The 22370-nt window shown below is 73.1% G+C and carries 18 protein-coding genes; 11 read left to right on the top strand and 7 right to left on the bottom strand.

The genetic code is table 11. From position 1 onward, the window contains the following. Positions 1-272: 272 nt before the first annotated feature. Positions 273-1673 (top strand): amino acid permease, encoded by a 1401-nt coding sequence (locus ABD976_RS28835; protein ID WP_345368241.1) that lies wholly within the window; start codon positions 273-275, stop codon positions 1671-1673. Between the two features lie 272 nt (positions 1674-1945). On the opposite strand, the gene ABD976_RS28830 is transcribed toward ABD976_RS28835, so the two are convergent. From ABD976_RS28830 to ABD976_RS28820, 3 genes are all read right to left on the bottom strand, one after another. Further along, entirely contained in the window at positions 1946-2608 is a 663-nt protein-coding gene (locus tag ABD976_RS28830) for a DedA family protein (RefSeq protein WP_345368240.1), read from the bottom strand. A gap of 155 nt (positions 2609-2763) precedes the next feature. After that, positions 2764-4332, bottom strand: a complete 1569-nt coding sequence (dacB, locus tag ABD976_RS28825) for a D-alanyl-D-alanine carboxypeptidase/D-alanyl-D-alanine endopeptidase (protein ID WP_345368239.1) — start codon at positions 4330-4332, stop codon at positions 2764-2766. Positions 4333-4715: 383 nt separating this feature from the next. Beyond that, positions 4716-5330 (bottom strand): LysE family translocator, encoded by a 615-nt coding sequence (locus ABD976_RS28820; protein ID WP_345368238.1) that lies wholly within the window; start codon positions 5328-5330, stop codon positions 4716-4718. Between the two features lie 90 nt (positions 5331-5420). Here ABD976_RS28820 and ABD976_RS28815 point away from each other — a divergent pair, with 90 nt between their 5' ends. Continuing rightward, positions 5421-5927, top strand: coding sequence for an Lrp/AsnC family transcriptional regulator (locus tag ABD976_RS28815; RefSeq protein WP_345368237.1), 507 nt, complete (start codon positions 5421-5423; stop codon positions 5925-5927). 10 nt (positions 5928-5937) lie between these two features. On the opposite strand, the gene tesB is transcribed toward ABD976_RS28815, so the two are convergent. Together tesB and pyk are read right to left on the bottom strand one after the other, a co-directional pair. Continuing rightward, entirely contained in the window at positions 5938-6876 is a 939-nt protein-coding gene (gene tesB, locus ABD976_RS28810; protein WP_345368236.1) for an acyl-CoA thioesterase II, read from the bottom strand. Positions 6877-6955: 79 nt separating this feature from the next. Further along, positions 6956-8377: a pyruvate kinase gene (pyk, locus tag ABD976_RS28805; RefSeq protein ID WP_345368235.1), complete on the bottom strand. Its 1422-nt coding sequence runs from the start codon at positions 8375-8377 to the stop codon at positions 6956-6958. A 166-nt stretch (positions 8378-8543) separates the two neighbouring features. Here pyk and ABD976_RS28800 point away from each other — a divergent pair, with 166 nt between their 5' ends. Together ABD976_RS28800 and ABD976_RS28795 are read left to right on the top strand one after the other, a co-directional pair. Beyond that, the gene (locus tag ABD976_RS28800; protein ID WP_345368234.1) at positions 8544-8861 is read left to right on the top strand and encodes a VanZ family protein; all 318 of its coding nucleotides are present in this window, start codon (positions 8544-8546) and stop codon (positions 8859-8861) included. Positions 8862-8983: 122 nt separating this feature from the next. Then, positions 8984-9274, top strand: a complete 291-nt coding sequence (locus tag ABD976_RS28795) for a hypothetical protein (RefSeq protein WP_345368233.1) — start codon at positions 8984-8986, stop codon at positions 9272-9274. Between the two features lie 70 nt (positions 9275-9344). On the opposite strand, the gene ABD976_RS28790 is transcribed toward ABD976_RS28795, so the two are convergent. Next, positions 9345-10004, bottom strand: a complete 660-nt coding sequence (locus tag ABD976_RS28790) for a DUF2461 domain-containing protein (protein ID WP_345368232.1) — start codon at positions 10002-10004, stop codon at positions 9345-9347. A gap of 232 nt (positions 10005-10236) precedes the next feature. Here ABD976_RS28790 and lanKC point away from each other — a divergent pair, with 232 nt between their 5' ends. The 4 genes from lanKC to ABD976_RS28770 all read left to right on the top strand — a co-directional run bounded on the left by lanKC (position 10237) and on the right by ABD976_RS28770 (position 16242). Next, positions 10237-12786, top strand: coding sequence for a class III lanthionine synthetase LanKC (gene lanKC, locus ABD976_RS28785; protein WP_345368231.1), 2550 nt, complete (start codon positions 10237-10239; stop codon positions 12784-12786). A 21-nt stretch (positions 12787-12807) separates the two neighbouring features. Then, positions 12808-12939 (top strand): SapB/AmfS family lanthipeptide, encoded by a 132-nt coding sequence (locus tag ABD976_RS28780; RefSeq protein ID WP_345368230.1) that lies wholly within the window; start codon positions 12808-12810, stop codon positions 12937-12939. A 101-nt stretch (positions 12940-13040) separates the two neighbouring features. Continuing rightward, positions 13041-15392, top strand: a complete 2352-nt coding sequence (locus tag ABD976_RS28775; RefSeq protein WP_345368229.1) for an ATP-binding protein — start codon at positions 13041-13043, stop codon at positions 15390-15392. A 187-nt stretch (positions 15393-15579) separates the two neighbouring features. Further along, on the top strand, positions 15580-16242 hold the full coding sequence (locus ABD976_RS28770; protein ID WP_345368228.1) for a transglycosylase SLT domain-containing protein: 663 nt from the start codon (positions 15580-15582) through the stop codon (positions 16240-16242). Between the two features lie 61 nt (positions 16243-16303). Here ABD976_RS28770 and ABD976_RS28765 read toward each other — a convergent pair whose 3' ends face one another. Continuing rightward, the gene (locus ABD976_RS28765; RefSeq protein WP_345368227.1) at positions 16304-17014 is read right to left on the bottom strand and encodes a FadR/GntR family transcriptional regulator; all 711 of its coding nucleotides are present in this window, start codon (positions 17012-17014) and stop codon (positions 16304-16306) included. A 179-nt stretch (positions 17015-17193) separates the two neighbouring features. Here ABD976_RS28765 and ABD976_RS28760 point away from each other — a divergent pair, with 179 nt between their 5' ends. From ABD976_RS28760 to ABD976_RS28750, 3 genes are all read left to right on the top strand, one after another. After that, positions 17194-18579 carry a GntT/GntP/DsdX family permease gene (locus ABD976_RS28760; protein ID WP_425570133.1) on the top strand — a complete coding sequence of 462 codons (1386 nt, stop codon included), beginning with the start codon at positions 17194-17196 and terminating at the stop codon, positions 18577-18579. Between the two features lie 237 nt (positions 18580-18816). After that, a complete protein-coding gene (locus ABD976_RS28755; RefSeq protein ID WP_345368225.1) occupies positions 18817-21120 on the top strand; it encodes a HelD family protein in 2304 nt (767 codons plus the stop codon). A 90-nt stretch (positions 21121-21210) separates the two neighbouring features. Beyond that, the gene (locus ABD976_RS28750; protein ID WP_345368224.1) at positions 21211-22233 is read left to right on the top strand and encodes a hypothetical protein; all 1023 of its coding nucleotides are present in this window, start codon (positions 21211-21213) and stop codon (positions 22231-22233) included. The last annotated feature ends 137 nt before the right edge of the window (positions 22234-22370 follow it).

Below are 22370 nucleotides of genomic sequence, written 5' to 3'. Positions count from 1 at the left end.
CGGCTTCGACGAGGCCACCGCCACCGCACTGCGCGGCCGGGTCGAAACCCTGGCCAAAGCCAACCCCCTCTACCCGGAGCTGTGACCGACTGAACCAGCAGGGGCCCGCGTTCGCCGAACGCGGGCCCCTGCTGCGTCCGGAAGATCCGAAGTGGATCGTTATGGGGCCGAAACTCCCTCGGTGACAACTATTTCCGGCTTGCGGATGGCACGGCGGTGGCGCAGTATCGGGCGCTGCCAGCAGCACACCACCGGGTGAGGAGTCCGCGCCGATGAGCACGCCCGCCACCGAGGAGTACCGCCGGGACCTGAGCAACCGGCACATCAACATGATCGCGCTCGGCGGTGCGATCGGCGTGGGCCTGTTCCTCGGCTCCGGCAAGGCGCTGCACCAGGTCGGCCCCGGGCTGATCCTGATCTACGCCATCGCGGGCGGCATGATCTTCCTGGTGATGCGGGCGCTGGGCGAGCTGCTGATGTACCGGCCGGTCAGCGGGTCCTTCGCGGAGTACGCGGGCGAGTTCGTCGGCCCGTGGGCCCGGTTCGCGACCGGCTGGGGCTACTGGATGGTCTGGATCGTCACCGGCATGGCCGAGATCACCGCGGTCGGCGAGTACTTCCAGTTCTGGTTCCCCGGCCTGCCGCAGTGGATCCCGGCGCTGGGCGCGCTGGTGGTGCTCAGCGGCGTCAACCTGATCGCGGTGAAGCTGTTCGGCGAGTTCGAGTTCTGGTTCGCCCTGATCAAGGTGCTGGCCATCATCGGACTGATCGTGCTGGCCGCGGCGATCCTGGTGTTCGGCTTCAGCGACCTCGGCGACACCGCCTCGCTGAGCAACATCTGGTCGCACGGCGGCTTCTTCCCGAACGGACCGGTCGCGGCGCTGGTGTCCTTCCAGATCGTCATGTTCGCCTTCGTCGGCGTGGAGATGGTCGGGCAGACGGCCAGCGAGAGCGCCAACCCGCGGCAGGTGCTGCCGCGCGCGATCAACGCGGTGATGTGGCGCATCCTGATCTTCTACGTGGGCGCCCTGGCCGCGCTGACCGCGCTGGTGCCCTGGTTCCGGTTCCCGGCCGACGGCAGCCCGTTCGTGCACGCCTTCGCGCTGATCGGCATCCCGGCCGCGGCGGGCGTGGTCAACTTCGTGGTCACCACGGCGGCCCTGTCGTCCTGCAACAGCGGCATCTACTCCACCGGCCGGATGCTGCGCACGCTGTCCCAGGACGGCCAGGCGCCGCGGGCGCTCGGGCGGCTCAGCCCCCGCGCGGTGCCGTCCCGGGCCATCGCGGTGACCTTCTGCGCGATGCTCGTCGGCGTGGTGCTGAACTACCTGGTGCCCGAGCAGGCGTTCGTCTACATCACCAGCGCGAGCACCATCGGGGCGATCTTCACCTGGGGCATGATCCTGCTCGCCCACCTCGGCTACCACCGCAAGGTGCGGGCCGGGCTGCTGCCCGCCGGGCGGTTCCGGATGCCGTTCGCGCCGTACTCGAACTACCTCGTGCTGGCGTTCCTGGCGATGGTCCTGGTGCTGCTGGGGTTCGACGCCGAAACCCGGGTGGCGCTCTACATCGCGCCGCTGCTGGCCGCGGCCGTGATCATCGGCTACCGGTTCTCCCGGCGCGGCCGGTCCCCCGACGAACCCGCCGGCGAAGGCGAGCACGCCTCCCCGTGACGCCCCCGCACGGGACCACCCGGAAGTGAACCGAGTGAGGGGCACCCTGTACCACGTCACTGGGTACAGGGTGCCCCTCACCTGGAACCACCGGATCGGGTGGACGCCCGGCCGTCACCACCCGTTCGGGAGTTGAGTGAGGGGCACCCTTGTCCGAGTTACTTGGACAAGGGTGCCCCTCACCTCGTTCAGGATCACCCGGGTGGGTGCGGCGCCGGGGGCTTTGGGGTCCTCGGCGCGGAGGGGTGCTGGGGTCCGCTCCGTTGGGCGGGTCAGGCCGCTTCTTCGACCTCGTCGTCCTGCGCGGCGGTGGCGCGGTGCACGCGGGCCTGCTGCCTGCGCCGGTAGAGCCAGGTGCCGACGACCACCGCGACCAGCACGGCGATCAGCAGCCAGCTCGCCCGGCCGAGCCACGCCTCGATGTACTTCGCCGACGCCCCGGCCGCCCAGCCGATGCTGACGTGCAGCGCCGACCAGCTCACCGCGCCGATCAGGGAGGCGGCGAGGAACCGCCCGTAGCCCAGGCCGCTGGCCCCGGCCGCCGCCGGGGTGAGCGTGCGCACCACCGGGAGGAACCGCGCCACCAGCACCGCGCCGATCCCGTAGCGGCGCAGCAACCGGCCGGCCCGGTCCCAGTGCTGCTGGCCGAGCTTGCGCACCACCCGCGTCTCGCGCATCTTCAGCCGGTACCGCCTGCCCAGCCAGTACCCGATGTTGTCCCCGAGCGCCGCGCACGCCGCCACCACGCCGGAGAGGGTGAAGAAGAAGCCCAGGTCGGTCACCGCGGCCGAGGCGATCAGCAACCCGCTCTCCCCCGGCACCAGGAACCCGAGGCCGATCGTGCACTCGCCGAGCACCAGCGCGCCGGTGACGAGCACGAGCAGCGGCCTGGGTAATCCGGCGACGAAGGCCAGGAATTCGCTGATGAACGACACGTGCTCTCCTCGACGCGGGCGGCTGGGCGCTCATCACGCTACCTGCGCCCGTCGAACCCGCGCCCGGGAAACCTCCCGACCCGGCACCGGGTCCTCCCCGATCCCGTCCCCGAGAACCCGCGCACCCCAACGGCCCCAGGAATCCCACCCTCGGCTCAGCAGCTCTTGGTCCAGGAGCACTCCACGGCGCCTTCGTCCACCCGGGTCGCCGGATCGTCGGCACCGGCGTTCGGCAGCGGTGCGATCTCCCGCGGCCGATCGGCCGCGCCCCGGTACTCGGCGAGGCGGATCGCCACGGCGTCCTCCAGGTCCTTCGGCGAGTCCGACAGGAAGTCGTTGAACAGCACGGAGAAGATCAGCGGCGTCCCGTCGGCGGCCGTGACGTAGCCGGACAGCGACGTGACGCCGGTGAGCGAGCCGGTCTTGGCGCGCACGACGCCCTCCGCCGCGGTGCCGTCCATCCGGCCGCGCAGCGTGCCGCCCACCGCCCGGTCCTCGATCCCGGCGACCGGCAGCGCGGCGGTGAACACCGGGAACCAGGGCCGTTGCCGCGCGTTGTCCAGCAGCAGGGCGAGCTGGGCGGGGCTGACCGTGTCCATGGTCGACAGTCCGGAGCCGTCGACGAGCCGGAACGTGCCGCGTCCGATCCCCAGCCCGGCCAGCCGCTCCTCGACCACCGCGAGCCCGGCGTCCCACGTCCCCGCGCCGCGCGCCTTCCGGCCCATCGCCTTGACCAGCACTTCGGCATGCCCGTTGTTGGAGAGCTTGAGGAACGGCAGCAGCAGGTCCCGCAGCGGCATCGACTCGCGCTCGGCGAGCGTCCGCGCTCCGGCGGGCGCGACCCCGGCGCCGGTGCCGCCCACCCGCACGCCGTGCTCGCGCAGCACGCGGGCGAACACGTCGACGGCGTAGGCGGCGGGGTCGCGCACGCTGGTGTAGTCCTCCACCGGAGCACCGCCGGCCGGGACCGAGCCGCTGACGACCACGGTGTCGCCGCCGTGCTCCCGGCGCACCCGCACGTCGGGCGCGGTACCCGGGGCGGCCGTGGTGGCCCGGTTGTCGATCCGCACCGCGTCGGTGCGCGGCACCACCTCCACCACCGCGGGCCCGCCCGGCTCGCCCGGCGCGGTGCGCACCAGGGCCGTGCCCGCGTCGAAGTCGGCGGTGGGCGCCAGGGTCAGCGCCGACACCGGGGCCGCGTAGTAGTAGGGCTCGTCGTCCCACATCCAGCCGGTGCCCAGCGGGACGTCGTCGAACCAGCTCGCGTCGGCCTTGAGCTGCCCGCGCACCACCCGGACGCCGCTCGCCGCGACCTGCTCGGCCAGCGCGTGCAGGTCCTGCTCGCGCAGCGTCGGGTCGCCGGTGCCGCGCAGGTGGAGATCACCGAGCAGCACCGGTCCGCGACGCGGGGCGTCGGTCACCACGTCGGTGCGGAACCGGTGCTCCGGGCCGAGTTCCTCCAAGGCCGCCGCGGCGGTGAGCAGCTTGGCGTTAGACGCCGGGGTGGCGCGGACGTCGGCCTGCCTGCTGTAGAGCACCTCGTCGGTCGCCGGGTCGCGCACCACGACCCCGGCGTGCGCGCCGTCCAGCCGCGGATCGGCCAGGATCTCGTCGAGGTCGGCCCGCAACGCCTCCGGCCCGGTGCGCGCCGCCGCCGACGGCACCGCCCCCACCAGCGGCAGCAGCACCGCACCGACCAGCCCCACCAGCACCGCGCGTCGCATCCGCCACTCCGATCGCCGAGAGGACCCGGAGCGTAATCCCACGATCACCCGCGGTCAACGACCAGCCACGACCACAACCACCCAAGCGCCAAAGCCGCGTCCACCCACGCACGCGCGAAACCCGACCACCGACAGGCAAGCGGCGAAAGCCGCTTCCAACCCACGCACGCGCCGAAAAACCCCCGTCAGGCAAGCGGCGCGAGCCGCTTCCGCACTACCCCACCCTCGCAACCGGCACCGCCGCGGGTTCTCAGCGGCCTTCTCGCGAGGACGCCCTGACGCTGTGTACGCGCTTGTACATGAGGAAGGGCGCCCGGAGCGAGAAGACCGCTGAGGTTCCGCCACCCGCACCGCGCGCCAAAAAGACCACGGACACCGAAAGATCAAGCAAAAGCGATGGAGGCTGCCATTGCTAGGAGGGCCCCACCACAACACCGCTCGAAGGCGGTGCGGCGGCGGGGTGCCGCCAGCAGCGCCGTGAGCCTGCGCACCGAGGGGACCACGACCAGCCACCAGCAGCCGAAGGCCGCGACGGCGACGGCGCTGAGCAGCGCGGCTTGGGCCATCGGGTCCGCGCCGGGCCGCATCGCCTGCGGCAGCAGGGTCAGGAACATCAGCATCACCTTGGGGTTGAGCACGTCGGTGAGCAGGCCGCGCAGGAACACCGCGCCGCCGGAGGCGGGCGGGGCGATGTCGGCCTCGGCGGGGGCGGGGGCGCGGTGGGCTTGGCGCAGCGTCTGGATTCCCATCCAGCCCAGGTAGGCCACCCCGATCGCCTTCACCACCAGCAGCGCGGCCGGGAACGCCAGCACCAGCGCGGACAGCCCCAGGGTGGCGGCGGCGGCGTGCAGCAGCAGCCCGCAGGTGACCCCGGCGGCGGCCAGCCACCCGTACCGCGCCCCGTTCGCGGCGTTGCGGGTGACCAGCACGAAGTCCGGGCCGGGTACCAGGACGATCACCACCAGCGCCAGCAGGAACGGCCCCCAGGCGATGTGCACAGCAGTCCTCCAGATCAGTTCGAGCGGATTCGCGCCCATCCTCCGTGGTTCGTTCGCGAGGTCGCCACGATCGCCGTAGCATGTTCGGATGTGAAGGAATCCGTCGAACTCGATGCGGTCGACTGGCGCATCCTGGAGGAGTTGCAGAACGACGCGACGCTGGCCAACCGGGAGCTGGCCGAACGCGTCGGCCTGGCGGCGTCGAGCTGCCTGCAACGGGTCCGGCGGCTGCGGGAACGCGGCGTGATCACCGGGTCGCACATCGACGTGGACCCGGCGGCGACCGGGCTGCCGCTGGAGGCGGTGGTGTCGATCAACGTCCGGCCGCACACCCGGCGGATCGTCGACCAGTTCCGGGAGTTCGTCCTCGCCCAGCCCGAGACCCGCTCGCTGCTGCACGTCAGCGGGCAGGCCGACTTCCTGCTGCACGTCGCCGTCGCCGACACCGCGCACCTGCAGGGGTTCCTGGTGGACACGCTGGCCTCGCGCACCGAGGTGCGCCACTTCACCAGCTCGGTGGTGCTGGAGCAGGTGCACACCCGCGCGCTGACCCCGCCGCGGCACCTGCGCCCGGCCCGCAGGCGGCGCGGCGGCTGATCCGTCGGGTTCAGTCCAGCACGCGCAGCAGTCCTTCTTGGACGACCGTGGCGACCAGCTGCCCGTCGCGGGAGAAGAACCGCCCGGTGGCCAGTCCGCGGCCGCCGGAGGCGCTGGGCGACGCGCAGTCGTAGAGCAGCCACTCGTCGGCGCGGAACGGCCGGTGGAACCACATCGCGTGGTCGAGGCTGGCGCCGTTGACGTTGTCCAGTCCCCAGTAGACGCCGTGCGCGACGAGGATCGAGTCCAGCAGGGTCATGTCCGAGGCGAACGCGGCGATGCACACGTGCAGCAGGTCGTCGGCGGGCAGCACGCCGTCCGCGCGCATCCACACCTGGCTGCGGGCCTCCTGCTTGCCCTTGTCCCGGGCCACCCACGGCGGGTCGGTCACGTAGCGGACGTCGATCGGCCGCGGCTCGGTCCGGCCGAACCGCGCCATCAGGTCCCCGACCTGCTCGCCCCAGGTCGGCAGTTCCTCGGGGGCGGGCACGTCGGGCATCGGCTCGGCGTGGTCCAGCCCGTCCTCGCGGACCTGGAACGACGCCGACAGCGAGAAGATCGGCTTGCCGCGCTGCACCGCGACCACCCGCCGGGTGGTGAACGACCGGCCGTCGCGGGTGCGGTCCACCTCGTAGACGATCGGCACGCTGGGATCGCCGGGGCGGATGAAGTAGGCGTGCAGCGAGTGCACGTGGCGCTCGGCGGGCACCGTCCGCCCGGCCGCGACCAGCGCCTGACCGGCGACCTGGCCGCCGAACACCCGCACCGGGGACTCGGCCGGGCTGACGCCGCGGAAGATGTTCTCCTCGACGCGCTCCAGGTCGAGCAGCGACACCAGCCGGTCGAGCACGGGCTGGCCGTGCGCGATGCCGTTGGCGTCCCGCGGCACGTCGCCGGGGAGGTCGAGGCCGCCGGGGTCGGCCGCCGCAGCTCGGGCCGCTTCGGTCACGGGTGCTCCTCGTTCGAGAACACCGCCGCGGACCCCGAGGGCGGGACGCCCTGGTGTCCGCGGCGGTCGTCGGATCGGATCAGACGTGGTCCTCCTCGCCCAACCGGTGCACGCGGATCAGGTTGGTGGAGCCGACGGTTCCCGGCGGGGAACCGGCCACGACGACCACCGTGTCCCCGCGCTGGGAGCGGCCCAGCGAGAGCATCGCCTGGTCGACCTGGCGGACCATCTGGTCGGTGGTGTCCACCTTAGGCACCAGGAACGTCTCCGTCCCCCAAGTGAGAGCGAGCTGACTCCGCACCGACTCCTCGGGGGTGAAGGCCAGCAGCGGCAGCCGGGTGTGCAGCCGGGCGAGCCGCCGCACGGTGTCGCCGGACTGCGTGAAGGCCACCAGCGCCTTGGCGTTGAGCCGTTCGCCGATGTCGCGGGCCGCGTAGGAGATCACCCCGCGCTTGGTGCGCGGCACGTGGCTCAGCGGCGGCGGGGTCGCCGAACCGGACTCGACGGCCTCGACGATGCGGGCCATCGTCTCGACCGTCTCGATCGGGTAGCGGCCCACGCTGGTCTCGCCGGACAGCATCACCGCGTCGGTCCCGTCGAGCACCGCGTTGGCCACGTCGGAGGTCTCGGCGCGGGTCGGCCGCGAGTTGCTCATCATCGAGTCGAGCATCTGGGTCGCGACGATGACCGGCTTGGCGTTCTCGCGGGCGATCCGGATCGCCTTCTTCTGCACCAGCGGGACGTGTTCGAGCGGGAGCTCGACGCCCAGGTCGCCGCGGGCGACCATGACGCCGTCGAAGGCCAGCACGATGGCCTCCAGGTTGTCCACCGCCTCGGGCTTCTCCAGCTTGGCGATCACCGGGGCGCGACGCCCGACGCGGTCCATCACCTGGTGCACCACGTCGATGTCGGCCGGGCTGCGGACGAAGGACAGCGCGATGAAATCGGCGCCCAGCTCCAGGGCGAACTCCAGGTCCTCGATGTCCTTGTCGGACAGCGCGGGCACGGAGACGTCCATCCCCGGCAGCGAGATCCCCTTGTTGTCCGAGACCGGACCGCCCTCGGTCACCTCGCAGACCACGTCGCTGCCCTCGACCGCGGTGACCACCATGCCGACCTTGCCGTCATCGACGAGCAGCCGGTCACCCGGCGACGCGTCGTCGGCCAGGCCGGCGTAGGTGGTGGACACGCGATCGTGCGTGCCCTGGACGTCGTCGACGGTGATGCGCACCGTGTCGCCGGTGCGCCACTCGACGGGGCCCGCCGCGAACGTGCCGAGGCGGATCTTCGGTCCTTGCAGGTCGGCGAGGACGCCGACGGCGCGGCCCGACTCCGCGGCCGCGTTGCGGACGAGGTCGTAGACGTGCTGGTGATCAGCGTGGCTGCCGTGGCTGAAGTTCAGCCGGGCGACGTCCATGCCGCTGCTGACGAGCTCGGCCACCTTCTCCGGACTGGCGGTGGCGGGGCCCATGGTACAAACGATCTTGGCTCGTCGACTCACATCACGCTAGCGTAGTCTCTTGACCGATCACCGCAGCACCGAGTCGCGTGAGCGGGCCCGATCGAGCCGTCCCCGCGCCACCGATCGCGCCGGGCGGAACCCCAGGTGAGAGGACCCAGTGCCGCACCACCCCCGCTCACCGGCCCGCCGGCTGCCGTTCCCGGGCGTGATCCTGATCAGCGTGGTGATCCTGTTCACTCCCGCCTCCGGCGTGCCCACCGCCCCGGCGGGCACCGACAAGTTGGTCCACTTGGCGCTGTTCACCGCGCTGTCGGCCACCGGGCGCCGCGCCGGGTTCGGCGCTCCGGCGCTGGCCGCCGCGCTGCTGGGCTACGCGGCCGGTTCCGAAGTGCTCCAGGGCGTGCTGCCGCTGGGGCGCAGCGCGGATCCGCTGGACGTCGCGGTGAACGCGCTCGGCATCGCCCTCGGCCTGCTGGTCGCGTTCGGAGCCCGCCGCCTCGGGGATTGGTGGGACGGGCGGTGAGATGTGGCATTCCCGGTGTCGGTGTGGCCGCTGAGGTGTCGGGTAGCCGTTGATCACGGGTTCAGTTGAGCCCGCAGCCGCGGTCCGCCGCGGCGAACGCGACGAGGAGAGGAGTTCTCCCGATGCGCAAGCTCACCCGTGGTATCGCGGCCGGCGTCCTGTCCGCCCCGCTGGTCCTCGGCCTGTCCGGGGTGGCCGGTGCGGCCGAGTACACCGAGCACGAGACCTCGGTCGGGCAGGAGGGCGTCAGCACCAGCCAGACGCAGGTGAAGGCGCCGGACGACGGTTCCGGCAAGGCGTCCTACCAGCAGCACGAGGCCACGGCAGGCGAGGACGGCGCCCAGGTTTCGGGCACCAGCTCGCAGGCCGGTGGCCAGGGGCACGAGGGTCTGCTGGACTTCCTCGGCCTCTGAGGCCCCGTTCCGCGTGGCCCCGCGTCGCTCAGGCGCGGGGCCACCGCGCGTGCGGGCACCGCACCGGAACTCAGCGCTTCGCCGACGGACCGATGTGCTCGGCGCACCACTCGGTGAGCCCGCGCAGCGCGGTCCACGACCGCCGCACCCGGTCCAGGCAGCGCCGGTCGTGCAGCGCCTCGTCCGGCGGCCAGTCCCGGACGGCGTGCAGGGTGCGGTGCCGCAGCAGCTCCAGCCGGGGGTGGTCGGCGGGGACCCCGCGCGGCCGGGTGCGCAGCACGTCACCGCTGGTCCGGAACCCCGCGCCGGTGAGCTCGGCCAGCAGGGCGCGCAGCCGTTCGCCGTGCGGTGCGGCGTCCACCGCGCCGCGGAACCGGGCGAGCTGGTCGGGCTCGGCGTGGAAGCAGCCGCCGGCGACCAGCATCCCCGCCGCGCTCACCTCGACGTAGTACGCACCGCCGCCCCGACCGCGCTCGATCACCGCGCCGCAGTGCGTCTTGTACGGGGAGCGGTCGGCGCTGAACCGGACGTCGCGGTGCGGGCGGAACACCTTGCCCGCCATCCCGGGCCCGGTGAACTCCGGTTCGAGCTCGGCCAGCAGCGCCTCCATCGGCCCGCGCACCTGCTCCCGGTAGTGCGCCAGGTTGTCGCTCCAGTAGGCCTTGGAGTTGTCCGCCTCCAAGCCCTCGAAGAAGTCGACCAGCCCGTCCCCGAATCCCTCGAACCGCACGCCCGGCACCTTCCCGCTCCTCGACGACGACCCCGCCACGATGGCCGGGCGGCCGGAGCGCGCGGTCGCCGGGGGCACCGTCGGCCGTGCCCTCGGATGGCCGCCGGTGGTCACCTGGCCGGTTGGCCTCCCGGGGCATCCTCGCCGCCACCCCTGGAAGGGGCGCCGCGCCCGCCCCGACAATTCCGCAGTGACCTAGATCACCCACCGGTGATGTTCGGGAGGCGGACACGTGGACCAGCGCTACGACGCGTACTGCGCGGCCGACCGGTACTTCTACGACGTGCCGCGGGCGGTGGGACCGGCCGACGACTTCAGCTGCTCGGTGCCCGCGGGCTGGTCGGTGGCGGAGTGGGACGGGTGGCGGGGCCTGCGCCCGGACGGCGTGGTGCTGCCGGAGCAGGGCTGGAAGATCCACGTGTCGACGACCATGGCCGAGGCCCGGCGGGCGGTCGAGGTGGTCGCGCGGTACTGCCTGCGGCACCGGCTGGCGTTCAAGCACCTGCGCGGCCCGTCGGTGCTGCTGGTCCGGAACTCCAAGACGGCCCCGCGCGAGGCGAGCGGGAAACTGCTGACGCTCTACCCGACCGGCACCGAGCAGCTCGAGCACGCGCTGGAGCACCTGTCGGCGGACCTGCGCGGGGTGCGCGGGCCGTACGTCCTCAGCGATCTGCGGTACGGCGACGGACCGCTGTACGTGCGCTACGGCGGGTTCGCCGTCCGGTGGGTCGAGCGCGACGGCACGCCGGTGCCCGCGATCCGGCGGCCGGACGGCGTCCTGGTGCCCGACGAGCGCGCGCCCGGGTTCCACCTGCCCGACTGGGTCGAGCTGCCCGCCTGCCTGGAGCCGAGCGCACGGGCCCGGGACGCCGATGCTCCCTTCCCCTGCACCGTCGAACGCCCGCTGCACTTCTCCAACGGCGGTGGGGTCTACCTGGCCGCCCGCAAGCGCGACGGCCTGGAGGTCGTGCTCAAGGAAGCCCGCCCCCACGCCGGTCTGGACCGCGACGGCACCGACGCGGTCACCCGGCTCGACCGCGAGCACCGCGCGCTGACCGCCCTCGCGGGCGTGCCCGGCGTCCCGCGGGTGCACGACCGGTTCTCGGTGTGGGAGCACCACTACCTCGCGATGCAGCGGATGCCCGGCAGCAAGCTCGGCCCGTGGCTGGCCCGGCACTTCCCGGGCACCCGCGCCGACAGCACCGCCGCCGCGCTCACCGCCTACCGCGACCGGGCCCTGCGAATCCTGGAGCAGGTCGAGCGGCTGCTGGCGGAGGTCCACCGGCGCGGCCTGGTCTTCGGCGATCTGCACCCGCCCAACGTGCTGGTCGACGAGGACGACACCGTCTCGCTGGTCGACTTCGAGCTGGCCTTCCCGATCGGGGAACCCGTGCGGCCCGCGCTGGGCGCACCCGGCTTCCGCGCACCGCCCGGCCGCACCGGGGTCGAGATCGACGAGCACGCGCTGGCGACGCTGAAGCTCTGGTTGTTCGCCCCGCTCGCCCCGCTGCACGAACTCGACCCCGCGGTGGCCCGCGACCACGCCTGGCGCGTCACCCGCCGGTTCGCCCTCCCCGACGACTACGGCGCGGGCGTGCTGCGGACGCTGCGGCGACCGACGAGCCCACCGGCACCGACGGTGTTCGACCGGCGCGACTGGCGGGCCGCGCAGGACAGCACCGCCGCGGCCCTCCTGGCCAGCGCCACCCCGCACCGGGCCGACCGGCTGTTCCCCGGCGACATCGAGCAGTTCGCCACCGGCGGCGCGACCTTCGCCCACGGTGCCGCCGGTGTGCTGCACGCGCTCCTGGCCACCGGCCGCGACCCCCGGCCCGAGCACGAGCGGTGGTTGCTCGACACCGCGCGGCGCACCCCGCCGTCCCGGCCGGGCCTGCACGACGGCGCGCACGGCATCGCCTACGTCCTCGCCGAACTCGGGCACGCGCAGCCCGCCCTGGACCTCGTCGAGCAGCACACCCCGCCCGCCGTCACCGACCACGGCCTCGCCCGCGGGCTCTCCGGCGTCGGGGTGAACCTGCTGCACTTCGGCCGGACGCACCACGAGGACGGCCTGCTCGACCACGCCGCGGCCCTCGTCGAACGGCTCGCGGACGTGCTGCCCACCGCCGCACCGCCCGGAGGCGCGGCGCGCGCGGGACTGGCCCACGGGTGGTCCGGACCGGCGATGCTGTTCACCCGGCTGCACGCCCACACCGGCGACCGCGCCTGGCTCGACCTCGCCGAACGCGCCCTCGACCGCGACCTCGCCGAATGCGGCACCACCCCGGACGGGACGATCCAGGTGCGCGACGGCACCCGCACGCTGCCGTACCTCGCGGTCGGCTCGGCCGGGATCGCCCTCGCGATCACCGAACTGGCGAGCCACCGGCCGGACGCCGCACCCGTCGCGCAGCTGCCCGGACTCGTGCGCGCCTGCCGCAGCGCCTTCACCATCCAGCCGGGCCTCGGACTGGGGCGCGCCGGGCTCGTGCTCACCCTCGCCGCCGTGCGCGCCGTCCGCCCCGACCTGGTCGACGAGGACGCGATCGACACCCACCTCGCGGAACTGGCCTGGCACGCGGTGCCGCACGGGCCCGGCCTCGCCTTCCCCGGCGCCGAGCTGCGCAGGCTCTCGATGGACCTCGACACCGGCGCCGCGGGCGTCCTGCTCGCGCTCCAGGCCGGGCTCGCCCACCACCCGCGGCTGCTGCCCTACCCGCCCGCGCCCACCGACCTGGTGGCCGCCGCCCCGCTGAGCCCCGCCCACGACCGTGGGCGGTGAACGGAAACAAGGAGGAGCACCATGAACGCGGTACTGCGGTTGCAGGAACTCGAGATCACCGATCACGCGCACGGGTACGCGCAGCCACCGTCGGGCGTGAGCCTGCTGCTCGAATGCAGCGCCAGCACGAACAGCGTCATCCTGTGCTTGTGAGTTCGCCCCCGTGCGGGGCCGTGGCACCGCCGCGGCCCCGCACCGCTGGACCGGCACCAAGATCGCAGGTCACAGCGTCGTTGTCGGGTTACGCTCGGTGCGTGGTCTCCACTGCGCGCTCCCGGGACGGCGAACTCTCCGGCTCCTTCCCGGCCGACGTGACGAGCTTCGTCGGCCGCAGGCGGGAGATCACCCTCACCAAGCGGCTGCTGGCCGAATCGCGGGTGGTCACGCTCACCGGCCCCGGCGGGGTCGGCAAGACCCGGCTGGCGCTGCGGGTGGCCGGGGGGATGCGGCGGCAGTTCCGGGACAAGGCGCGGCTGGTCGAGTTGGAGGACGTCGAAGAGGACGACCTGGTCGTCGACGCCGTGGTCGAGCAGCTCGGCCTCGGCGGACCGACCACCGCCGACCTGGACGCCGTGCTGGAGCACCTGCGCGACCGCGAGATGCTGCTGGTGCTGGACAACTGCGAGCACGTGGTGGACGCCGCGGCGCGGGTGGTGGACGCGGTGACCCGCTGGTGCCCGGCGGTGCGGGTGCTGGCCACCAGCCGCCAGTCGCTCGGCGTGGCGGGCGAGGCGACGCTGGTCGTGCCGCCGCTGCAAACCCCGGACCCGGAGCACCTGCCGCCGCCGGAGGCCTACGAGCAGTACGCCTCGGTGCGGCTGTTCGTCGAGCGGGCGCGGGCGGCGGTGCCGGAGTTCGAGGTGACCCAGGACAACGCCCCGGCCCTGATGCGGCTGTCCCACCACCTCGACGGCAACCCGCTGGCCATCGAACTGGCCGCGGTGCGGTTGCGGTCGCTGTCGCTGGCGCAGTTGGAGGAGCGGCTGGCCCGGCGCACCGACCTGCTCACCGACGGCCGCCGGGGCGCGCCCGCCCGGCAGCAGTCGCTGCGCGCGCTGATCGACTGGAGCTGGGAGCTGTGCGGCGAGCAGGAGCGCGTCGCCTGGTCGCGGGTCTCGGTGTTCTCCGGTTCCTTCGACCTGCCCGCCGCGGCCTACGTCACCGGGCGGGGCGCGGGTGAGGCCGGCGTGCTCGACGCGCTGCACGCCCTGGTGGACAAGTCGGTGCTGGTGCGCGAGGAGGAAGGCGGCGAGGTGCGGTTCCGGCTGCCGCACGCGCTGCGCGAGTACGGCCACGACAAGCTCGCCGCGCTGGGCGAGCAGGACCCGATGAAGCAGCGGCACCGGCTCTACTACGCCGACCTGGTGGACCGGTTCGCCGCCGACTGGATCGGCGAGCGGCAGGTCGAGTGGGTTCACCGGCTGCGCCGCGAGCACGGCAACGTGCGGCTGGCCCTGCACACCTCGCTGTCCTCCGCGGAGACGGCCTCGACGGCGCTGCGGATGGCCACCGGGCTCGGCCAGTACTGGGGCATCCGGGGCCTCAACGGCGAAGGCAGGCACTGGCTCGACCAAGCGCTGGAGATCGCCGCGAACGACGATCCGGAGCGGGCCGCGGCGCTGCGCTACGACGCGTGGCTCGCGCTGCTGCTCGGCGACGTCGAGGTGGCGATGCCGATGCTGGAGCAGGCCGGGGTGCTGGCCACCCGGCGCGGCGACGAGGCGGAGAAGGCCGCGATCGCCCTGGTCCGGGGCCTGGGCTCGCTCATCCTCGGGCGCCTGGAGCAGGCCGACGGGCTGGTCACCGACGCGCTGGAGCGCTCCCGGGCGCAGGGCTCGGTCGTGGGCGAGCTGTTCGCGCTGTTCGCGCTCGGGCTGGTGCGGGGGCTCGGCGAGGAACCGGACTCCGGGCTGGCGCTGCTCAACGAGTGCATCGCGATCACAGCCGGGTACGGGGAGCTGTTCTGGCGCGCCTACGCGCTGTGGGCGCTGGCCCAGGTGGCGATCCGCCAGGACGCCGCGGAGCGGGCCGAGAACGCCGCCAAGGAGGCGCTGCGGCTGCAACGCGAACTGGACAACCGGCTGGCCCTGGCCTTCACCCTGGACACCCTGGCCTGGACCGCGCAGCGGCAGGCGCGGGCCGAGCGGGCCGCGCGGCTGTTCGGCGCCGCCGCCGCGCTGTGGGACTCCGTCGGCGCCTCCCCCGCGTTCTACACGCCGTTCAGCGCCACCCACGCCGAGCACGCCCAGCAGACCCGGCAGATGCTCGGCGAGGAGACCTTCCAGGACTCCTTCGACCGGGGCCGCCGGCTCTCGCTGCCCGGCGCGGTCGAGTTCGCGCTGGAGGCCAAGAAGCAGCCCCGGCAGGCCCGCGAGGACGACAACGTGCACCCGATGCCGCTGACCAGGCGGGAACGGCAGATCGCCGAGCTGGTGGCGCAGGGCAACACCAACAAGGAGATCGCCGAGGGCCTGGTGATCGCCCAGCGCACCGTCGAGGGCCACGTGCAGAACATCCTGTCGAAGCTCGACTTCTCCTCGCGGGCCCAGATCGGCGGCTGGGTCGCGGGCCAGAAGCAGGGTGACGCAGCCGACAGCGGGAGCTAGATCGTCACCGACCGTGTCGGAAGCCGCCCGATCAGTCGCTTTCGCCCACAAAACCAGGTAGTCATGCCGGGACAAACCTCGGTGCGTGGGCACCCTCCGTGCAGGAGGGTGGGGACACGTGAGCCCCGAGCATCCCGATCAGACATCGTCCGGCCCTGCGACCCGGCAGCACCGCCTCCCCCCGAAGATGCGGTCGGTCCAGGTCGGCGCCGCGGTGGCCGCCGTCGGCGTGGTCGGTGCGCTGGCCGGTGGTGCGTCCGCCGGGACCGAGCAGGTCACGAACGCGGCGCACGTCACCCCGCTGGCCGCCGAGGCGCGGACCGCCCCCGACGCCGCCGCTCCCCCCGAACCGGCGGCGCATCCCGGACCGGCGCACCCCGAACCGGCGGCGCACCCCGAACCGGCGGCCTCCCCCCGGGCCGCCGACCCCGCCCCGCGGGCCCCCGAGGCCGTCCCCCCGGCCCCGGAACCCGCTCCGCAGGCGCCCCCGAAGGACGAGGTCGGCCGGTGGATCGACGAGGCCGTGGCGGTGCTGGAGGAGCACGGCGTGCCCTCCGACAAGCTCAACCGCGAGGCGATCCGCACGATCATCATGCACGAGTCCGGCGGCGACCCCGACGTGGTGAACAGCTGGGACTCGAACGCGCTGGCCGGCACCCCCTCCAAGGGCCTGATGCAGACCATCGAGCCGACCTTCGAGTCCTTCGCCCTGCCCGGGCACGGCGACATCCTGGACCCGGTCGACAACATCGTGGCCGCCACCCGGTACGCGATCGAGCGCTACGGCTCGCTGTCGAACGTGCCCGGCGTCCTCGGCGTCAGCTCGGGCGGCAGCTACCAGGGCTACTGAGGTCCGCGGCGGTCTTCCCGCGGCGGGTTCGCCGCAGCGGGAGGACCGCCGGCGAACGCGGTCAGGACTCGGCGGCGGCCGGTTCGCCGAGCAGCGCGATCGTGCCCTCCAGCGCCTCGGCGACCAGTTCCCGCATCGCCTCCTCGGCCCGCGCCCCGTCACCGCTGCGGACGCACTCGGCGATCTCGCAGTGCAGCCGGACCGCGACCGGGCGCGGGTGCGACGGCATCAGCCCGTGCCCGGTCCGCCACCGCAGCACCTCCCCGACGACCTCGTGGAGCTGGGCGAACATCGGGTTGCCCGAGGCACCGAGGACGGCGCGGTGGAAGGCGCAGTCGGCGTCCACGAACTGCGCCAGGTCCCCGGCCCGCGCGGTGGCGACCATCCGCTCCGCGAGGCCCACCAGGTGCGCGGCCTGCTCGTCGGAGGCGTTGCGGGCGGCCGCCGAAGCGGCCACCGGCTCGACCGCGGTGCGCAGCTCGGCCAGGGTGCGCAGCTGCGCCTCCCGGTCGACCGACAGCAGCCAGCGGATCAGCACCGGGTCGAAGGCGTTCCACTCGGCGCGCGGGCGGACCACGACGCCGACCCGCTTGCGGCTCATCACGAGCTGGATGGACGCCAGGGTGCGCACCACCTCGCGGGCCACGCTGCGCGAGATGCCGAAGCGCCGCTCCATCTCGTCGATCCGGAGCACCGTGCCGGGCGGGTGCAGCCCCGCGCTGATCTCGCGACCGAGCTCCTCCACCACCTTGCCGTGCAGCCCGCCGCCCACCGGCACCTCCCTCGTCGGATCGCCCCCAAACATAGGTGAGTGACCCGGATAACGGCATACTTTATCGGTACGGGCCCTTGTAAAGTCATACTTATTGCCTAGGCTGTGGCGGCGCACCAGCTCAATGAGGAGCCCATCTCATGCTTCACAGCCTCACGGGCGGCTCGACCGACGTCGCCCTGCTCGCCCAGGCCGCGGGCACCTGGACCGGTCACGACACGCGGCTGCTGCTCGCCGCCGTCACCGGTATCGCGGTCATCGTCCTGCTGATCAGCTGGGCCAAGCTGCATCCCTTCCTCTCCCTCGCGCTGGGCGCCGCCGCGCTGGGCCTGGTCGCCGGGATGCCGATCAGCGACCTGGTGGAGACCTTCACCGGCGGTGTCGGCTCCACCGTCGGCGACGTCGGGCTGCTCGTGGCCCTCGGCGCGATGCTCGGCAAGCTGCTCACCGACACCGGCGGCGCCGACGAGATCGTCGAGACGGTGCTGCGGCGCACCACGGACAAGACCCTGCCGTGGGCGATGGTGTTCATCGCCGCGCTGCTCGGCCTGCCGCTGTTCTTCGAGGTCGGCGTCGTCCTGCTGGTGCCGATCGTGGTCATGGTCGCCTCCCGCGCGAAGCAGCCGATGCTCAAGATCGGCATCCCCGCGCTGGCCGGGCTCTCGGTCCTGCACGGCCTCGTCCCGCCGCACCCCGGCCCGCTGGCCGCGGTGGACTCGCTGGGCGTGGACCTCGGGCTGACCCTGGCGCTGGGCATCGTGGTGGCCATCCCGACCGCGGTGGTCGCCGGACCGGTCTTCGGCTCGTTCATCGCCAAGCGGGTGGAACTGCCGCCCGCCACCCACCTGCTCGGCGGGGGCACCGACGAGCCGGCGGAGGACTCCGACACCCCGGTCCGCCGGCCGAGCTTCTGGACGGCCGTGGCCATGCTGCTGCTGCCGGTCGTGCTCATGATGGGCAAGTCGGTCGCCGACCTGGTGCTCGCCGAGGGCGGGATCGCCTACCTGGTGCTCGACACCGTCGGCACCCCCGTGGTGGCGCTGCTGCTGACCGTGCTGATCGCGCTCGTCGTCCTCGGCCGGGGCGCCCGGCTGGGCCGCGCGAAGCTCTCCGACATCGTCGGCGGCTCGCTGCCCGCCATCGCCGGGATCATCCTGATCGTCGGTGCGGGCGGCGGGTTCAAGGAGACCCTGGTCGAGTCCGGCGTCAACGACATGATCATCGACGTCGCCTCCGGCACCAACCTCTCGCCGCTGGTGCTGGGCTGGCTGATCGCGGTCGGCATCCGGGTCGCCACCGGGTCGGCCACCGTGGCCACCATCTCGGCGGCGGGCATGGTGGTGCCCCTGGTGGCCGGGCTCGACCCCGCCCAGGGCGCGCTGGTCGCGCTGGCCATCGGCTCCGGCTCGCTGTTCCTCTCGCACGTCAACGACGCGGGGTTCTGGCTGGTCAAGGAGTACTTCGGGATGAGCGTCGGGCAGACCCTCAAGACCTGGTCGGCGATGGAGACGCTGATCTCGGTCGTGTCGTTCGTCGTGATCCTGGGGCTGAGCGCGGTCCTGTAGACCCACGGGCGGCCGGCCCCACCCGGCCGCCCGGCCACGCGCTCCGCCCACGAGTGAGGGGCACCCTGCACCACGTGACGTGGTACAGGGTGCCCCTCACTCATGTCACGTCCGGGTGATCGACGGCCGTGCGCGCGCACCTCGCGACGCGCCGGGCGCCCCCGCCGCGCGCGGTATATTGGTGGGTCGGGCCCGCGCGGGCCCGCTCCCCAGACCCGTTCCACGAAGGTGGCGCAATTGTCCAACGCCCGAGCCGATCGGGACGCCCACGCCGACCAGCGCGGCCGGGAGATCGCCGACGAGCAGGACTACCTGTCCATGCTCTACGCGAAGCTCGACGACCTGCGCGAGGAGACCACCCGACGACTGCGGACGACACTGCGCGACAGCGGCGGCTCCCCGCAGGCCCGCACCGAGCGGGACATCTCGACCCGGATGTACACCGACCGGCTCACCCAGATCAGCGCGGTGGAGCACGGGCTGTGCTTCGGGCGGCTGGACCTCGACGGGGGCGAGAGCTTCCACATCGGACGGCTCGGCCTGTTCGACGAGGAGCACGACTACGAGCCGCTGCTGGTCGACTGGCGCGCCCCCGCCGCGCGGCCGTTCTACCTGGCCACCGCCGCGTCGCGGGACGGCGTGCGGCGGCGCAGGCACCTCCGGACCAGCATGCGCCGGGTGCTGGACTTCGAGGACGAGGTGCTCGACCTCGACGCCGCCGAGCAGGGCAGCGACCTCGGCCTGGCCGGTGAGGCGACGCTGCTCGCCAAGCTCGACGCCCGCCGGACCGGGCAGATGCAGGACATCGTCGAGACCATCCAGGGCGAGCAGGACCGGATCATCCGCGCCTCGATGAACGGGGTGCTGGTGGTGCAGGGCGGTCCGGGCACCGGCAAGACGGCGGTCGCGCTGCACCGGGCCGCCTACCTGCTCTACACCTTCCGCGAGCAGCTCGCCAAGCGCGGCGTGCTCGTCGTCGGCCCGAACGAGACGTTCCTGCGCTACATCGGCCAGGTGCTGCCCTCGCTGGGCGAGACCGGCGTGCTGCTGTCGACCACCGGCGGGCTCTACCCCGGCGTCACCGCCACCGGCGCGGATTCCCCGCGCGCGGCGGAGATCAAGGGCCGGGCCGACATGGTCGCGGTGCTGACCGCCGCGGTGCGCGACCGCCAGCGGGTGCCCCGGGACTACGTCGAGATCACCTTCGACCGCGCCCCGCTGCGCTTCCACCGCAAGGCCGTCACGCAGGCCCGCACCAAGGCCCGGCGCGCCCGCCGCCCGCACAACCTGGCCCGGCGGGTCTTCCGCGACGAGCTGTACGCGGCGCTGACCCTGCAGGTGGCCGACCGCTACGGCCGCGACCTGCTCGATCCGCGCGACCTCGACGAGATCAGCGCCGAGCTGCGGGCGGACCCGGCGGTCACCGCCGAGGTCGAGGCGCTGTGGCCGGAGCTCACCCCGCAGCAGGTGCTCGACGAGCTGCTCTCCGACGCCGACCGGCTGGCCGACGCCACCCGCAAGCACCTCGACGACGCCGAGCGCGCCGCCCTGCTGCGGGAGCCGGGCGCACCGTGGACCGCCGCCGACGTGTCGTTGCTCGACGAGCTCGCCGAGCTGCTCGGCGAGGACGACGCGGCGACCCGCGCCGAGCAGGACCGCAGGCAGCGCGAGGAACTCGCCTACGCCCAGGGCGTGCTGCACATCATGGAGCAGGACGAGGAGATCGCCGACGAGGAGCGGCTGCGGGTCTCCGACGTGCTCGACGCCGAGCTGCTCGCCGAGCGGCAGCAGACCCGCAGCGACCTCACCGCCGCCGAGCGGGCCGCCGAGGACCGGACCTGGACCTTCGGGCACGTCATCGTCGACGAGGCGCAGGAGCTCTCCCCGATGGCCTGGCGGGTGCTGATGCGGCGCTGCCCGAGCCGGTCGATGACCCTGGTCGGCGACGTGGCGCAGACCGGTGCCCTCGGGGGCGCGCGGAGCTGGGGCGAGGTGCTCGGGCCCTACGTCCAGGACCGGTGGAACCTCGCCGAGCTGACGGTGAACTACCGGACCCCGGCGGAGATCATGGCGCTGGCCGCGAACGTGCTGTCCACGATGGACACCGAACTGCGGGCGCCGGTCTCGGTGCGCACCAGCGGGCACGAGCCGTGGACGCGGCAGGTCCCCGAGGAGCACCTGGCCGCCGAGCTGCCGGAGCTGATCGCCGCCGAGCGCGCGTCGATCGGCGACGGCACCCTCGCGGTCCTGCTGCCCCCCGAGCTGCTCGCCGACCTCGGCCCCGCCCTCGCGACGTCGGTGCCCGGTTCGGCCATCGGCACCGACCCGGAGGGGCTGAGCTCCCCCGTCGCGCTGCTCACCGTCGAGCAGTGCAAGGGCCTGGAGTTCGACGGGGTCCTGGTGGTCGACCCGGAGCGCATCCTGGACGGCTCGGAACACGGCGCGAACGACCTCTACGTCGCCCTCACCCGAGCCACCCAACGCCTGGGCATCGTCCACCCAGGCCCCCTCCCCACCCTCCTCCACCCGTCCGGGAAGTGAGTGAGGGGCACCCTTGCCCAAGTTACTGGGACAAGGGTGCCCCTCACTCACACATCTTTCGAGTGACGGAGTTGTCCACAGGGGACCGGGTTGTCCACAGATCCTGAAATGGTGCTTGGCACGACACGTCGGTACCCCGAACGTGGAGGCATGCCTAGGAAATCACCCATCGATTGGGACAACGTCTCGGCCATCGCCCACCGCGGGATCGTCACCGTCCAGCAGCTCGACCAGCTCGGCGTGCCCCGCCAGACCGTCCACGCCCGGACGGGCCCGGGCGGACCGTGGACCCGGTTACTCCCGGGAATCGTCCTGCTCTCCACCGGAACGCCGACACCCGATCAGCACCACGACGCGGCGCTTCGCTACGCAGGCCCGGATGCGATGCTCACCGGGAGCGCCGCCCTGCGGCTCCAGGGCCTGGAAAGGGCTCCGGAGGAGCAACGACGCGTACGAGTGCTCATCCCGCACTCCGCACGTCGCCTCAGCGCCGGGTACGTCGTGCTGGAACGGACTCGGCGCCTCCCGGATCCGGATGTGGTGCGCGGATTCCCCGTGGCGCCGATGGTGCGCGCGCTGCTGGACGCGGCGCGACGACTCACCGAGCTCGATCCGATCCGCGCCCTGCTCGCCGAAGCGGTCCAGCGGCGGCTGGTCAGTGCCAGAGCGCTGAAAGCCGAACTCGAGGCCGGTTCGGGACGGGGTACGCGGCTGCCCCGCATCGCGGTCGAAGAGATGCTGGCCGACGTCCACTCGGTCGCCGAAAGCCACGCGTACCGCTTGGCCAAACGCAGCGATCTGCCCCGGATGTCGTGGAACGTGCGGGTGCTCGACAGTTCCGGTGCACTGCTGGGCATCCCGGACGGCTGGATCGACGAGGTGGGCCTCGCATGGCAGATCGACTCGCATGCCTACCACCTGTCCCCCGCGAGCTACGCGGCCACGGTGAAGCGACATTCGCTGCTCACGGCGGCAGGCGTCGTCGTGGTGCACACCCTGCCGAGCCAGTTGACGCGCGAACCGGATGCCGTGCTCGCGCAGTTGCGCGCGGCCTACGACTCGGCTCGTCGACGACCTCGCCCTCCCGTGACCGCCGTCCGGACCGTGGCCTGAACCTCGGAGTGATGCGCCAAACCGGGCGCGTCACCCGTTCGGGACATGAGTGAGGGGCACCCTTGCCCAAGTTACTGGGACAAGGGTGCCGGTGGTTTCAATTGGTCGTTGCAACGTGGCCGGGTGTGGACAGTAGT

The organism is Saccharopolyspora cebuensis (assembly GCF_039542665.1).
GTDB lineage: Bacteria > Actinomycetota > Actinomycetes > Mycobacteriales > Pseudonocardiaceae > Saccharopolyspora > Saccharopolyspora cebuensis.
Note: the sequence above shows the minus strand (reverse complement) of the source record. Positions and strands in the feature narration are given on the sequence as shown.

Coding starts and splice junctions, on each gene's coding strand:
- dacB (WP_345368239.1), bottom strand. CDS start 4,332: ATGCGACGCGCGGTGCTGGTGGGGCTGGTCGGTGCGGTGCTGCTGCCG.
- ABD976_RS28795 (WP_345368233.1), top strand. CDS start 8,984: ATGCGCAAGCTCACCCGTGGTATCGCGGCCGGCGTCCTGTCCGCCCCG.
- ABD976_RS28770 (WP_345368228.1), top strand. CDS start 15,580: ATGCGGTCGGTCCAGGTCGGCGCCGCGGTGGCCGCCGTCGGCGTGGTC.
- ABD976_RS28780 (WP_345368230.1), top strand. CDS start 12,808: ATGAACGCGGTACTGCGGTTGCAGGAACTCGAGATCACCGATCACGCG.
- ABD976_RS28835 (WP_345368241.1), top strand. CDS start 273: ATGAGCACGCCCGCCACCGAGGAGTACCGCCGGGACCTGAGCAACCGG.